This is a genomic window from Pseudarcicella hirudinis (genome assembly GCF_900115665.1).
Taxonomy (GTDB): Bacteria; Bacteroidota; Bacteroidia; order Cytophagales; family Spirosomataceae; genus Pseudarcicella; species Pseudarcicella hirudinis.
The window spans coordinates 511,092-525,424 of sequence record NZ_FOXH01000003.1; the positions used below are offsets into that span (position 1 = coordinate 511,092).

A 14,333-nucleotide genomic window follows, 5' to 3' on the forward strand; every position below is an offset into this window, starting at 1 on the left:
AACATTATAAATATGGCACAGACGCAAACTATGACTGAAGAAGCCACTAAAACTGAAGCAGATAAATACCTTACAGGTGCTCAGGCCATCATGCAATGCCTTGTAGAGCAAGGGGTTGATACAATTTTTGGTTATCCGGGTGGAGCAATTATGCCTACTTACGATGCTTTGTATGATTATCAGGATAGAATTAAACATATTCTGGTTCGTCATGAGCAAGGTGCAGGACATGCCGCACAGGGATATGCCCGTATGACAAACCGTGCAGGTGTTGCAATGGTTACTTCCGGTCCCGGTGCAACCAATATGATGACTCCTATTGCAGATGCTATGCTTGATTCTACACCGATGGTTTGTCTGGTAGGCCAGGTAAAAGCTAATTTGCTGGGAACTGATGCTTTTCAGGAATGTGATATCATCGGAATGTCTATGCCAATTACAAAATGGAATTATCAGGTTGTTGATGCCAATGAAATTCCGGAAGTAATGGCAAAAGCTTTCCATATCGCTGAATCCGGCAGACCAGGACCCGTATTGATAGACCTTACCCGTACTGCCCAGGCTGATAAAATGACTATTCCTTTCAGCTATAAAAAAGAAGTAGATATTATCAGTTATCGTCCTCGTCTGATTCCTAAACAGGAGCATGTTGAGGCTGCTGCCAAATTAATTAATGCTGCTAAAAAACCCTATATTTTTGCTGGTCATGGTATTCTGATTTCTCAGGCTCAGGAAGAATTGGATGCATTTCTGGTTAAAACTGATATTCCTGTTGCGACAACCCTGCTTGGGATGTCAGCTGTTTCCTTTGACCATCCTAATTACGTGGGCTGGCTGGGAATGCACGGAAATTACGGAGCTAATATCTTAACTGATGAAACAGACCTTGTTATCGCAATCGGAATGCGTTTCGATGACCGTGTAACCGGTGATCTGGAGAAATACATCAAACAGGCTAAGGTTGTTCATATTGATGTGGATCCGGCAGAAATCAACAAGAATATTAATGCCGATGCACCGGTGGTAGGAGATGCCAGAGAAACGTTGAAGGCCTTATTGCCTTTAGTGAAGGAGAATAAGCATACTGAATGGAGAGCGGAGTTTAAGAAATATGATGAAATAGAATTTGAGAAGATTTCGAAGAAAGATTTATTCCACGAGGGCGACCATATTAAAATGGGAGAGGCTGTGGCAATGCTTTCCAAAAAAACCAAAGGAGAAGCGGTAACGGTTACGGATGTCGGACAGCATCAGATGATTGTAAACCGTTACTATGAATATAAAAAATGGAATTCATTGGTAACTTCCGGAGGCGCCGGAACAATGGGTTTTGCCTTACCGGCTGCATTCGGCGCTAAAGTAGGTGCACCTGACCGTGAGGTAGTAGCAATTATCGGAGATGGTGGTTTTCAGATGACTTTGCAGGAATTGGGAACAATTGCACAAAGTGGACTGCCTGTAAAAATCATTATCCTGAATAATAATTTCCTTGGAATGGTACGTCAATGGCAGGCCCTGTTCTTTGACAAACGTTATTCCTTCGTTGAATTACAAAACCCTGATTTTATCACTATTGCAAAAGGTTTTGGTATCAGCGGACATACTGTTTCTGATAGAGGACAGCTTTCTGAGTCTCTGGATACACTTTTGAACTCAGATAAGCCTTATTTACTGGAAATTATCTGTGAGAAAGAAGAAAATGTATTCCCGATGGTTCCGGCGGGAGCAAGTGTAGCAGCTATCCGTCTGGAGTAAGCAAATGAGATTTTCTCATTTTGATGAGCATTTTCTAAAATAGAACATTAATAAAATTACGGAAAGTAATATTGATCAGAAGCAGACTGATAAATCTCTTTTAATCAGTATTCAGATATAAAATCCGAATTCAAAAAAATGACAACATACACACTTTCGGTTTTTACCACCAATACGATCGGTTTATTAAACCGGATTACAATCATATTTACCAGAAGGCGTATGAATATCGAATCGCTTACGGTTTGTGAAACAGAACGCAAAGGTGTTTCCCGTTTTACCATCGTGATTCGTCATGAAAGTCGCGATGCCGTTGAAAAACTGGTTCGTCAGATTCGTAAGGTGGTAGATGTTCTGGCAGTTTTTGGTTATTTGGATCATGAAATTGTCTTTAATGAAATTGCACTTTTTAAAATTGCCACGCCACTTGGGGGAACACCCCTCGAAATAAAAACCATTAACCTTGACTGGAATGCGAAAGTAGTTCACTGGGGGCTGGATTATGTAGTTGTGGAGAAAAACGGTACCGAAACTGAGATTGCCGAATTTTATCAGTATATCAAAAACTGGGAGATCCTGGAGTATCTTAAATCGGGAAGAGTAGCGGTCGGTAAAACCGAGAAAGGATTAGTAGAATACCTTCCTGAAGGAGAATGGGAAACCGTTTAAAGTTCAGGAAAAAATAAGAAACAATCATTTAAAATTAAATCAAAAAACAAATCAAATCATGGCACAAATTAATTTTGGCGGAACGGTTGAGGATGTAGTAACACGCGAAGAATTCCCTCTTGAAAAAGCAAGACAAGTATTGTCAGATCAGACTATCGCTGTAATTGGTTATGGCGTACAAGGTCCTGGTCAGGCATTGAACATGAAAGATAATGGCTTGAATGTAATTGTTGGACAACGTAAAGGAAAAACCTACGATAAAGCAGTTGCTGATGGATGGGTTCCGGGCGAAACTTTATTCGAAATCGAAGAAGCGTTAGAAAAAGGTACAATTATTTGTTATTTGCTTTCTGATGCAGCACAAATTGAATTGTGGCCAACTGTTAAAAAATATCTGACTGCAGGAAAATCATTGTATTTCTCTCATGGTTTCGGTATCACTTACAAAGAGAAAACAGGTATCGTTCCTCCTGCTGATGTAGATGTATTCCTTGCTGCTCCTAAAGGATCAGGAACTTCTCTTCGTCGTTTGTTCGTAGAAGGTAAAGGTTTGAACTCATCTTTCGCTGTTTATCAGGATGCTACAGGAACTGCCCGTGAAAAATGTATCGCAATGGCAATCGGAGTTGGTTCAGGATATTTGTTTGAAACTGATTTCTACAAAGAAGTAACTTCTGACTTAACTGGCGAACGTGGTACTTTGATGGGTGCTATCCAGGGTATTTTCGCTGCTCAATACGAAGTATTACGTGAAAACGGTCACTCTCCTTCAGAAGCATTTAACGAAACAGTTGAAGAATTAACGCAGTCATTGATGCCATTAGTTGCTGAAAACGGAATGGACTGGATGTATGCTAACTGTTCAACAACAGCTCAGCGTGGTGCTTTGGATTGGTGGAAACCATTCAAAGAAGCTACAAAACCTGTTTTTGCTAAATTATATGATTCAGTAAAAACTCAGGCCGAAGCGGCCCGTTCTATCGATTTGAACTCTCAACCAGACTATCGTCCTAAGTTGGAAGCTGAATTGAAAGACTTACGTGAATCAGAAATGTGGCAGGCAGGTGCAGCTGTACGCAGCTTGCGTCCTGAAAGAAACTAATCTTCTGATTTAGAATAAGATAGTGAGTGGATGATAGAATGTAGTATGTTCTGTTGTTCACTCATTATTGTTAATTTACAATTTTGCTTTCCTGTAAAATATGTAATACCCCCCGGAAGAGTGAGTAAGTCTGTACTCTTATGATTTTCTCCTCTGCAAGCCACAAATATATGAGTACTAAAAATCAACCGACCGAAGCCCCTACATTAGAGACTATTTATAAAGCTGCTGAGAATATCCGTTCAGTAGCCATACATACTCCGCTAGTTGAAAACCTTATTCTTTCTGAACGATTTGAAGCAAATATCCTCCTGAAAAGAGAAGATTTGCAAATTGTACGTTCCTATAAAATCAGAGGAGCTTATAATAAAATGGCATCACTTTCAAGAAAAGAACTTGACAAGGGTGTTGTTTGTGCCAGCGCAGGAAATCATGCCCAGGGATTGGCATATGCCTGCCATAAAATGAAAGTAAAAGGCACAATTTTTATGCCTACCACTACACCGAATCAAAAGATTAAATCAGTAAAAATGTTTGGAAGGGAAGAAGTAGAAATCGTTTTGGTGGGTGACACCTATGATGATGCTTCAAATGCTGCCATGAAGTTTTGCGAAGAGCAAAAAGCAACTTATGTGCACCCTTTTGACGATATGGATATTATTTCAGGGCAAGGGACTGTCGGCCTGGAGATATTTAAGGATGCCAATGTAAGAATCGACTATCTTCTCATTGCTATCGGAGGAGGAGGAGTTGCTGCGGGTGCTTCCTCTGTTTTTAAGAAATTGTCCCCGGAAACTAAAATTATTGGCGTAGAACCTGCCGGAGCTGCTTCTATGAAGGAAAGTATTAAAGCCGGCCATGTTGTTGAGCTGGAGGAAATCGACAAATTTGTGGATGGAGCCGCTGTAAAAAAAGTTGGAGATAAGACTTTTGAGATTTGTAAAAGAAATCTGGATGATATCATTCTGGTTCCTGAAGGGAAAGTTTGCACAACGATTCTGGAATTGTACAATGAATCTGCAATAGTGGTAGAACCTGCCGGAGCTTTAACGATCGCGGCACTTGATTTTATTAAAGATGAAATAAAAGGAAAAAATGTAGTTTGTCTGGTTTCAGGGGGAAATAATGATATTACCCGAACGGAGGAAATCAAAGAGCGTTCTTTGCTATATGAAGGACTAAAACACTATTTTATCATCCGTTTTCCTCAAAGGGCAGGTGCCTTGAAAAACTTCCTGAATAATGTGCTCGGACCAGATGATGACATTGCCCTGTTTGAATATCACAAGAAAACAAACCGGGAATCCGGGCCGGTGTTATTAGGAATAGAATTAAAAAATAAAGAAGATTTTGAGCCTTTATTGAAAAGGATGGAAGAACAAAAGATTCAATATCAGATGCTTAATGAAAAGCCTGATTTATTTACATTTTTGGTATAAAAAAAGCTCCCGGTTTTCAAAACCGGGAGCTTTTTAAATTTAACATTAATTTCTGCCTCCTTTTCCGCCACCATCACCATCTCCGGAATTTACAGAACGCTGATTTACCTTTACGTTAGTGTTTCCAAAATTGTAAGTGAAGTTGACTCTGAAGCGCTGGTTATCCCAACGATAAGTTCCTGTACTTACTAAATTATTGGTAGTAAGTGTATTTCTGAAGTTATTCAGGTTAGCCGGGTCATCAATAGATAATTTGATGGTTCCTTTCTTATCCCAGATAAATTTCTTGAAACCAATATTGAAATTACCCTGCGGTTTTCCTGTCTCAAAACCCCAGGTTTCTCCGGAAGTAACAAATCCTGATAACTCAGCAGTAAGTGTTTTTGTAAGAGTGAAGGTCTGCTGAATATAAGTTCCTCCGTATGGCTGGCTTACATTAACAACCGCATCTGCTCTCTGATAGTTGTACACGTTGATACCGGACCAGATATTAATGTTTACGTTCCACCATTTGGTAACATTGAATGGTAAAGAAACATCAAAACTCCACCAGTTTACTTTACCTTTAATGTTTTCAAAGGACTCCCGAACCAGCCTTTTTCCAGGGATATAAGTTGTGTCAACATCATACACATCAGAGGCGAACTGATCTACATTCACAAAGCTGAAAGAGAAACTGAAGGCATCTTTAAACGTGTGTGTTAATGAAATACTGTTGTTCAGCGATGGCAAAATGTTCGGATTTCCCTCAAAATACTGGAATGGTGAATAGAAACGTTTGAAGGTGTTGAAATTATTTGCCCAGGGTCTGTTGATTCTTCGGCTATAGCCTAACGAAACGGTGTAATCCTTTGTCACTTTCTGATTTAAAGAAACTGTAGGAAACAGATTGAAGTAATTTTGTTTTGAAATCTGATTGCCCAGTCTGTCTTCCCCCAGCGTATTGGTTTGTTCCCCTCTTAAACCTAATTGAAGATTTAGCTTTTTTGTCAGCTCACTATTTAACATCACATAACCGGCATTGATATTTTCTTTGAACCTGAAAAAGGAATTTACCAATGCGCCATTATCTCTGAAGTTATCATCGAAGTCTTTATCACTCGAAGAAAAACTTGTCTTGAAACCTGTTTCAAGTTTAACCTTTTTTGAAAGGTTTTTAATGAAATCTGATTTCAGAACAAAAGTATGTGTATTTGAAGGGGCAATAATCTGATTGTTGACAAGGGTCTGGTTCTCATTGGCGATCGTGGTTGTTTTGAACAATGAGTTGTTATAATCACGATTGAAAATCATGTCAAAATCTACATTCAGACTTGTTCCTGAAGTATCAAAAGTTTGCTTAAGGTGTGTATTGAAAGTATAATTCCGGTTTTCACCAATTTGATTCCTGATCATATTGATCTGCTGGGTAAGGCTTGATGTTTGGCTTAACTGGTCTGTTGTTCTGGTCATATTATTATCCGAAATAGCAGCTAATGCCGTAATTCCCACAACGGTATTTTTACTTAAATCATAATCCAGACCAACCTTGGCATTCCAGTTACCATTAGCACCCTTGTTTAAACCTTTGTTGATACGCGTTTCGTCGAGTTCCTGACTTTCTCCTAATAACCTTTGGTTTTCATTTTGAGTATTGAACCAGGTGTTATAATTCCGGCTGACATTGGCATACAGGGCAAATTTCTCTTTTTTGGTTGACATGGTAATACCCTGGCTGTTTTTAGGAAAATTTCCCTGTTCCTTGTAGGAGGAATAACCCAACCCAAGATCAAGGATATAGTTTGTACCAAAATTTTTACCTTTTTTAGTCTTGATATTGATGATTCCGGTTGCTCCTGCCGCGTCATATCGGGCAGAAGGGTTGGTAATCACTTCAATTTTTTCGATATCATCACTCTTAAGGGTTTTTAGAAATGCAGCTAATTGTTCTTCCGATAAATAGGTCTGACGATCATCAATCATAACCAAAACCCCGGACTTCCCTTTCAGTTTGATAGTTTCAGAGTTTTTGTCAACCGTAATTCCCGGCACTTTTTCCAGTAATTCAAGACCTGTAAGTCCTGATGTAATAGGACTTGCCTCAACATTCAGGATCATTTTGTCTCCTGTACGTTCGATCAGCGGCTTCTTGGCAGTGACAACAACCTCCCCTAAGGTTTGGTTTTCTACCTCAAGCTGAACATCACCTATGGCAAGATCTGCTGATTTTACTTCAATGGTTTTATAATATTTTTTGTAACCTATTGCTGTGATACTTAGCAGATATGTATTACCTGCAACCTGAGAAAGTGTAAAATATCCGTCTGTATCCGCAATACCTCCTTTTACAAAAGAGGAGTCTTTTTTATTGAGAATCAGTATGTTAGCAAAGGATGAACCTTGCTTTTTTTCATCTACCACCCGTCCTGAAACAGTAGATTGTGCGGCTAATTGGAATGTAGTAATAACCAATAGACTTAGAAGTGTAAAAATTTTCGACATGATTTGAGCTAGTTTGAAGCAATGATGTAAAGTTCAGCGCAAACGTTGCATACTAAAAGTTAAAAAAAATTAAAAAGTGTTAAAAAAGGTTATAAAAGTGCTGAAATCAGATGTTTTGCAAAGTGCTTTCAGATTCGTAATTTAGAATTATGATAAGAGTTCCTTCCTTAATTCATGCCGGAGAGTTTCAGTCTTTGAAAATTCAGGACATGACCTTTGTTGCCTATCGCAATCAGGATCCACCTTTAAGAAATGAGGTTTTTTTTGAAGAGCATGCTATGATTTTTGTCCTGGAAGGAGAAAAAAAATTTGTTTCTTCTACCCAGGAGATTCATGTGCGAAAGGGAAGTTTTGTGTTTATCAGACGAGGATATTATCTGATGCAGGAAACCATAGATAAAAGCTACCGGAGTTTGGTTTTTTTCTTTAATGAGCGCTTGCTGAAGGAATTTGTAGCCCAGCATCTGGAACTTTTTGAAGAAAAAGACCTCAACCTTATTTCATCCTCAGAAGAAGGTAATCCTTTATTGGTTTTCGAAATAACAGAAAGTCTCAGCAAATTTACAGAATCCATTTTTCCGTATTTTCACCTGAAAACCAATCTTTTAAATCATTTTTTACGACTGAAATTACAGGAATTACTGCTTCATACCCTTGAGATAGATTTTACCCGGCGGTTTAAGTCAATCCTTTTCAGTCTTTACAAAGGAGAAAAAGCCGACCTGGAATTTCTAATGGACAGTTACTACCTGAAACCTTTGTCGATGAATGAGTTATCAAGACTGTCAGGAAGAAGCCTTTCCGCTTTTAAGAGAGATTTTCAGAAACAATTCGGGATTTCTCCTGCACTCTGGTTAAAAAATAAGAGATTAGAACATGCAAGGCTTTTACTGGAAAATTCTTCCAAAAATGTTTCTGAAATAAGCATGGAAATAGGCTATGAAAGCGTATCTCATTTCATCAAAGCTTTTAAAGAGAAATACGGAGTGACACCATCCGGTTTGAAAAATTAAGATTTTAATAACAAATCTGAACATTATAATTAACCGACCGTCCTATGAAAATTCGTTACAAGATTTTAATGTTTCTCTTTGCCCTTTCAATTATTACTTATCTCGACCGTGTCTGTATGAACGTTGTCGGTAAATATGTAAAAGCTGATTTAGGATTGGATAATGCTTCATTCGGATATATTCTCGGGGCTTTTTCCCTTTCTTATGCTTTGTTTGAAATGCCTACCGGAATCCTGGGTGACCGTATCGGCCCCCGAAGAGTCCTGACCAGAGTGGTATGCTGGTGGTCAGGATTTACAGCTTTGACGGGAACGGCCTTTGGTTTCATTTATTTACTGATTGTCCGGTTTTTGTTTGGGGCAGGAGAGGCAGGTGCGTATCCTAATGCTTCAATTGTTATTTATAAATGGTTTCCATCAGTAGAGGCTGGAAGAGCGCAGTCGGTCATCTGGGCTGCCGGAAGAATAGGTGGAGCCTTAACCCCATTGCTGGTAATACCATTGGTTCATGTGGCTGGCTGGCGTTGGGCTTTTGTCATTTTGGGAATAATCGGGATAATCTGGGCAATTTGCTGGCATGTCTGGTTCAGAGATAATCCTTCTGAAATGAAAAATATCTCCCGGGAGGAGCTTTCAGAAATTGAAGAAAACCAGAAAGATGTTAAATCTCACAGAATAGACTGGAAAACAATCATAGGTAATCCTAATATCTGGACATTGATGCTGATGTGCCATTTATTTTTCTACGCCTCCTATTTCTTCACAAACTGGTCTTCCACTTATTTTCAGGAAGGAAGAGGAATGACAGAAGAACAATCCAAAAATTTCGTTTCTCTTTCGTATCTGCTCGGAGCCATCGGATGTATAACCGGAGGTTTTCTGAGTGATTTTCTTGTTAAAAAGCTTGGATTGAAAGCCGGAAGGAGAATTGTAGGAATCAGCGGGCTTGGACTTTCCGGAATTGCTTTTCTGGCAGCCGGAGCAACAACTGATAATCAGTTAGCCGGGCAATTGCTGGCGGTTTGTGTATTTCTGAAAGATTTAACTTTACCTGTCGCTTTTGCCGTTTGTAATGATATCGGAAAAAGAAATTCCGGAACAGTGGCCGGAGCAATGAATTTTGCAGGACAATTGGGTGGTTTTTTCATCACCATCATATTTGGTAATATTGTCCATATAACCGGAAATTTTAACTACCCGCTTTTTCTGATTGCAGGCTGTCTGATCATCGCTTCATTGCTTTGGATGAAGATAGATCCGACTAAAAGCCTTGAAAAAGAAGAGGTTTACAGCTAATGAATTGCCAGAATCTTTTGACTCTTAAAACGTTATTAAAACAAATAGAATTTTATAAATACCCAGCGTAACCATGCAAGAGGAAGCCAAATATTGGTATTTACACGATCATCAGCTCTTTTCAGTCCTTTCCAGGGAAGAAAACAGGGCTTTATGTCTTATCCCTAATTTTAAAACTGTAAAAAAGAGTGAGATTGTATATTTTGCTCATGATGATGAACAAAGGATTTATACAATTAAAAAAGGGACGCTGAAAATAGTTTCTGTAGATGCAGAAGGGAATGAGACGGTGAAAGAAATTTTAAGAACCGGGGATTTATTCGGACAGCTGACGCTTGATGAGGGGGAAAGTCTGGAAGATGAATATGCTATTGCCGTTTCTGATAAAGTGATTATCTGTAGTTTTAAAGTGAAGGATTTTGAGGAAATTCTTGAGAAAAACGCCCATTTGGCCATCAGATACACTAAACTTGTTGGTTTTAGAATCAGGAGAATTTCAAACAGCTATTCTAATCTGATGTTTAAAGACGTCAGAACCAGATTTGCCCTTTTTCTCAAAGACTGGGCTGAAAAGGAAGGAAATGGCCAAACAAAGCATATTACTGTAAAAAATTACCTGACGCACAATGATATTGCAGGATTGATTTGCAGTACACGGCAGACGATTACTTTACTTTTCAATGAGTTTAAAACCAAAGGATTAATCGATTATACCAGAAGTGAGATTGTTGTTCATGATCTGGAAAAGCTCCGGTAAGCGTAAAGAAATTGCTTAACTCTTATAGTTTAAAATGATTCTGCTGAGTTGAAGAATAGCTAATCCGATAAAAGTGCATCCAATTAACAGATTGAGCCTTGTGTCGCCGAGGTATTTGAAAACCAGTTCTCTTTTCCGGTTGGCCAGATAGGAATAGGTATAAACAAGTCCGAACGTGCCGCTTCCGGCTCCGATTGAAAATATTATTTTTTCAGAAAAGGTGTTGATTTTCAGTTCAGAATAATCTTCATAGCCCAGTAAAATAACCAGCCAGAAAGCCAGAAGCTGCGGGTTGAATAAGGAAAGAGAAATGCCTTTTACAAAAGAAAGGATTTTGCCGTTAATGGTTTTTTCAAACGAAACAGAAACTGAGTTTTTCTGAAAAATCGTAAAGATTCCTACTGTCAGCAGAATGATAATAATAATCCATTGCATCCATTGAACAATTTTCGGATAATGATCAAAAAGTTGCAGGCCCTCAGTGGCAAGATAGGCATATAAGGTTTCACACAAAACGCCTCCCCATGCTACCCACATAGCTTCTGTAATTCCTTTTTTTAAGGTCGTCCGGGTAACAAAAAGACTCAGAGGGCCGGGTTGAATAGTTGCCAGATAGCTGATAAAAGCAGTAACAAAATATATAATTATAAATTTCAAGGCTTAAAAGTTTAGCAGAAAGAAGGTTGATTGGAAATTACAATACTTTATAATTTAGCAGCTGTTCGTTTTCCAGGTCATAATATCTGATATTTGAAGCGAACTCGTACTTTTCAATTTGAATAATGGTTTGTGTCGCATGCGTTTCCCTGTTTAACCTGAGGTCATTTTGACCATCGCCGATTCCTCCCTGAAGATGAAAGTCCAGAATTTCATCTTTTTGATAAGGCTGCTGCTGTAAATTCAGCCAGTTTTCAAACCATTCTTCCCGCTGATGAATCATTTCAGCAGAATATAAAGTGGCAGAAGACCAAATGTAAGGTTTATTGCAGTTTTTTTCCGCAAAGAACAGCTCTTCACCAGTCCATCTCAATTCAGATATACACAGCGAATTTTCATGAGAAATAATAATCAATGTAAAAGGTTCTAAATCATAGAAGTTGTACCCTGTCAGGAAATCCTCAACATTTTTAAACTGAAAGAAATCCGGAATAATCCTGCCTCTGCTTTGCCTGTAATGTGATTTGGGAATATGGTTTTCGAATGCCCCGTTTAAAAGACAAAGCGTGGTCAGCGAAGAGGTGGCAAACCAGGTTCCTCCGGCCTTAACATCCTGCGGAAAGATAACCTTTTTTCTATTTAAAAGATATGGTTTCGGAGGAATAGCTTTGAGCCTGTTTTTGTGCTCATCCCTGCTCGAAGTCAGAAGGAAGCTCTTCTCATCCAATGGGAGATAAGTAAGTACACACATATGTTGGGTTTTGATTGAAATTTTTAACCGGGACGGCTGAAAATCTTTTTTCTGAAATTGTGTAAACATACGAAAAGGCAGAATAATATTTTTTCAGAAAAGGATTTCGGCTTATTCAAAATTGCAGAAAAAGAAGTTTACAATATGTCATGGAGATTGCATAAAAGGGTAAAAATGAGATAAATCTGTCTTTTTATGTTCGGGGAAATGTATAATTATGATGCTGATTTGTGTAAATTCAGGAGTTTGGACTAAAAACACTATTGTTTGAACTTCTGACGTTACTATATTTTATGGATATTTTGCAACTTTGTATTGCAATACTATTTGTCAGAAATTTATATTAAACAAATCAGAGAAAGCATGAGAAAAGCCGGATTGATTTTAGCAATGCTGGGACTGAGTGTATCTCTTTCGAGGGCACAGACGTTTACCTTAAAAAGCAAGGATCTTGGCGGACAAGCTACTATTAAACAGGTTTTTAATGGTTTTGGCTGCAAGGGAGAAAATATTTCTCCTCAGCTTTCCTGGGAAAATGCCCCTGCTCAGACCAAAAGTTTTGTTGTGACGGTTTATGATCCTGATGCTCCGACCGGAAGCGGATGGTGGCATTGGCTGGTTTTCGACATTCCGGCAAATGTTAATGAGCTGAAAAGCGGAGCGGGAGATATTTTGAAAAACCTTATTCCGCAGGGTGCAGTGCAAAGCAAAACAGATTTTGGCTCATACGGATACGGAGGGCCATGCCCGCCGGAGGGAGATGATTTTCACCGGTATGTATTTACAATTCATGCCCTGAAAGTTGAAAAATTAGGTTTGGATAAAAATGCCAATCCGGCTTTGGTAGGATTTTATTTGAAACAGAATACAATTGCAAAGGCTTCTGTTATAGCATATTACAAGAGATAAATTTACCAACACAGATAACAGATATAAAACAAGCAACATAAATGAATAACCCGAAAACAACCTTATTCGACAAAGTGTGGGATGCACACGTTGTTCGTAAAATTGAGGATGGTCCTGATGTATTTCTGATTGACCGCCACTTTATCCACGAAGTAACCAGTCCGGTAGCATTTTTAGGTTTAGAAAACAGAGGTATTGGTGTAATGTTCCCTGAACGTACTTTTGCCACTGCCGATCATAATACGCCAACTATTAATCAGCATTTACCGGTTTCAGATCCGCTTTCTGCAAATCAGTTGAAAGCTTTGGAAACCAATAGTGCAAAATACGGAATTTCACACTGGGGTTTAGGGCATCAGAAAAACGGGATTGTTCACGTAGTAGGACCTGAAAACGGTATTACTCTTCCGGGGATGACGATCGTTTGTGGTGACTCACATACTTCAACGCATGGTGCTTTCGGTGCCATTGCTTTTGGAATCGGTACTTCAGAGGTTGAAATGGTTCTTTCATCTCAGTGTATCATGCAGCCTAAACCGAAGAAAATGCGTGTAAACGTAAATGGTCAGTTAGGTAAAGCAGTAACACCTAAAGATGTTACTTTATATATTATCTCAAAACTGACAACTGCCGGAGCGACAGGATATTTTGTTGAATATGCAGGAGATGTTTTTGAAAATATGTCGATGGAAGGTCGTATGACTGTCTGCAACATGAGTATTGAAATGGGTGCACGTGGTGGTATGATTGCTCCTGACGAAACAACATTTGCCTATATCAACGGCCGCGAAAAAGCACCAAAAGGAGAGGCATGGGATAAGGCTTTGGCTTACTGGAAGACATTGAAAACTGACGAAGGTGCTGTTTTTGACAAAGAATATACTTTCGATGCTGCTGATATTGAACCAATGATTACTTATGGTACAAATCCGGGAATGGGAATGGGAATTTCCAACCATATTCCTACAGCAGATTCTGTGGAAGGCGGTAAAGCTACTTTCGACAAATCATTGAACTATATGGGATTCTCTGAAAGCGAATCAATGCTTGGTAAAAAGGTTGATTATGTTTTCATCGGTAGCTGTACAAATGGCCGTATTGAAGATTTCCGTGCTTTTGCCTCAATTATCAAAGGTCGTAAGAAAGCAGAAGGTGTAACAGCATGGATTGTTCCGGGTTCTCATATTGTAGAAGCTCAGATTAAAGAAGAAGGAATTCTTGACATTTTGACTGAAGCTGGTTTTCAGTTGCGTCAGCCGGGATGTTCAGCTTGTCTTGCTATGAACGATGACAAGATTCCAGCCGGAAAATATGCGGTAAGTACATCTAACCGTAACTTCGAAGGCCGTCAGGGACCAGGTGCACGTACACTTCTGGCAAGCCCGCTGGTAGCTGCTGCTGCCGCAGTTACAGGAGTTGTTACAGATCCACGGACGTTGCTGTAATATTACTTCGGCTGTCGGCTTTCGGCAGTCAGATTTTTGATATTATCTACACTATTGCTA

The 14,333-nt window shown here is 39.1% G+C and carries 12 protein-coding genes; 9 read left to right on the forward strand and 3 right to left on the reverse strand.

Annotation, left to right across the window (positions count from 1 at the left end):
* The first annotated feature begins 12 nt into the window (after positions 1–12).
* The 4 genes from ilvB to ilvA all read left to right on the forward strand — a co-directional run bounded on the left by ilvB (position 13) and on the right by ilvA (position 4,965).
* Positions 13–1,755, forward strand: a complete 1,743-nt coding sequence (gene ilvB, locus BM179_RS07960; RefSeq protein ID WP_092014836.1) for a biosynthetic-type acetolactate synthase large subunit — start codon at positions 13–15, stop codon at positions 1,753–1,755.
* Between the two features lie 138 nt (positions 1,756–1,893).
* Positions 1,894–2,424 carry an acetolactate synthase small subunit gene (gene ilvN, locus BM179_RS07965; RefSeq protein WP_092014839.1) on the forward strand — a complete coding sequence of 177 codons (531 nt, stop codon included), beginning with the start codon at positions 1,894–1,896 and terminating at the stop codon, positions 2,422–2,424.
* A gap of 58 nt (positions 2,425–2,482) precedes the next feature.
* On the forward strand, positions 2,483–3,526 hold the full coding sequence (gene ilvC / locus BM179_RS07970) for a ketol-acid reductoisomerase (protein WP_092014842.1): 1,044 nt from the start codon (positions 2,483–2,485) through the stop codon (positions 3,524–3,526).
* A 170-nt stretch (positions 3,527–3,696) separates the two neighbouring features.
* Positions 3,697–4,965, forward strand: coding sequence for a threonine ammonia-lyase IlvA (ilvA, locus tag BM179_RS07975; RefSeq protein ID WP_092014845.1), 1,269 nt, complete (start codon positions 3,697–3,699; stop codon positions 4,963–4,965).
* 45 nt (positions 4,966–5,010) lie between these two features.
* Here the strand turns inward: ilvA and BM179_RS07980 are convergent, their stop codons facing one another.
* A complete protein-coding gene (locus BM179_RS07980; protein ID WP_092014854.1) occupies positions 5,011–7,446 on the reverse strand; it encodes a TonB-dependent receptor domain-containing protein in 2,436 nt (811 codons plus the stop codon).
* A gap of 149 nt (positions 7,447–7,595) precedes the next feature.
* On the opposite strand from BM179_RS07980, the gene BM179_RS07985 reads away from it, so the two are divergent.
* The 3 genes from BM179_RS07985 to BM179_RS07995 all read left to right on the forward strand — a co-directional run bounded on the left by BM179_RS07985 (position 7,596) and on the right by BM179_RS07995 (position 10,511).
* Positions 7,596–8,459 (forward strand): helix-turn-helix transcriptional regulator, encoded by an 864-nt coding sequence (locus BM179_RS07985; RefSeq protein WP_092014857.1) that lies wholly within the window; start codon positions 7,596–7,598, stop codon positions 8,457–8,459.
* Positions 8,460–8,503: 44 nt separating this feature from the next.
* Positions 8,504–9,754, forward strand: a complete 1,251-nt coding sequence (locus BM179_RS07990; RefSeq protein WP_092014860.1) for an MFS transporter — start codon at positions 8,504–8,506, stop codon at positions 9,752–9,754.
* 73 nt (positions 9,755–9,827) lie between these two features.
* Positions 9,828–10,511 (forward strand): Crp/Fnr family transcriptional regulator, encoded by a 684-nt coding sequence (locus BM179_RS07995; RefSeq protein ID WP_092014863.1) that lies wholly within the window; start codon positions 9,828–9,830, stop codon positions 10,509–10,511.
* 15 nt (positions 10,512–10,526) lie between these two features.
* On the opposite strand, the gene BM179_RS08000 is transcribed toward BM179_RS07995, so the two are convergent.
* Positions 10,527–11,168: a LysE family translocator gene (locus BM179_RS08000; protein ID WP_092014866.1), complete on the reverse strand. Its 642-nt coding sequence runs from the start codon at positions 11,166–11,168 to the stop codon at positions 10,527–10,529.
* Positions 11,169–11,205: 37 nt separating this feature from the next.
* Positions 11,206–11,919 carry an NRDE family protein gene (locus BM179_RS08005; RefSeq protein ID WP_177219327.1) on the reverse strand — a complete coding sequence of 238 codons (714 nt, stop codon included), beginning with the start codon at positions 11,917–11,919 and terminating at the stop codon, positions 11,206–11,208.
* A 363-nt stretch (positions 11,920–12,282) separates the two neighbouring features.
* Here BM179_RS08005 and BM179_RS08010 point away from each other — a divergent pair, with 363 nt between their 5' ends.
* Both BM179_RS08010 and leuC read left to right on the forward strand, forming a co-directional pair.
* Positions 12,283–12,828 carry a YbhB/YbcL family Raf kinase inhibitor-like protein gene (locus BM179_RS08010; RefSeq protein WP_092015051.1) on the forward strand — a complete coding sequence of 182 codons (546 nt, stop codon included), beginning with the start codon at positions 12,283–12,285 and terminating at the stop codon, positions 12,826–12,828.
* A 41-nt stretch (positions 12,829–12,869) separates the two neighbouring features.
* The gene (gene leuC, locus BM179_RS08015; RefSeq protein ID WP_092014872.1) at positions 12,870–14,273 is read left to right on the forward strand and encodes a 3-isopropylmalate dehydratase large subunit; all 1,404 of its coding nucleotides are present in this window, start codon (positions 12,870–12,872) and stop codon (positions 14,271–14,273) included.
* Positions 14,274–14,333: the final 60 nt, after the last annotated feature.

Bases quoted from the DNA above. Each gene is read 5' to 3' on its own strand.
- ilvB (WP_092014836.1), top strand. From the start codon at position 13: ATGGCACAGACGCAAACTATGACTGAAGAAGCCACTAAAACTGAAGCA.
- ilvN (WP_092014839.1), top strand. From the start codon at position 1,894: ATGACAACATACACACTTTCGGTTTTTACCACCAATACGATCGGTTTA.
- ilvC (WP_092014842.1), top strand. From the start codon at position 2,483: ATGGCACAAATTAATTTTGGCGGAACGGTTGAGGATGTAGTAACACGC.
- ilvA (WP_092014845.1), top strand. From the start codon at position 3,697: ATGAGTACTAAAAATCAACCGACCGAAGCCCCTACATTAGAGACTATT.
- BM179_RS07980 (WP_092014854.1), bottom strand. From the start codon at position 7,446: ATGTCGAAAATTTTTACACTTCTAAGTCTATTGGTTATTACTACATTC.
- BM179_RS07985 (WP_092014857.1), top strand. From the start codon at position 7,596: ATGATAAGAGTTCCTTCCTTAATTCATGCCGGAGAGTTTCAGTCTTTG.
- BM179_RS07990 (WP_092014860.1), top strand. From the start codon at position 8,504: ATGAAAATTCGTTACAAGATTTTAATGTTTCTCTTTGCCCTTTCAATT.
- BM179_RS07995 (WP_092014863.1), top strand. From the start codon at position 9,828: ATGCAAGAGGAAGCCAAATATTGGTATTTACACGATCATCAGCTCTTT.
- BM179_RS08005 (WP_177219327.1), bottom strand. From the start codon at position 11,919: ATGTGTGTACTTACTTATCTCCCATTGGATGAGAAGAGCTTCCTTCTG.
- BM179_RS08010 (WP_092015051.1), top strand. From the start codon at position 12,283: ATGAGAAAAGCCGGATTGATTTTAGCAATGCTGGGACTGAGTGTATCT.
- leuC (WP_092014872.1), top strand. From the start codon at position 12,870: ATGAATAACCCGAAAACAACCTTATTCGACAAAGTGTGGGATGCACAC.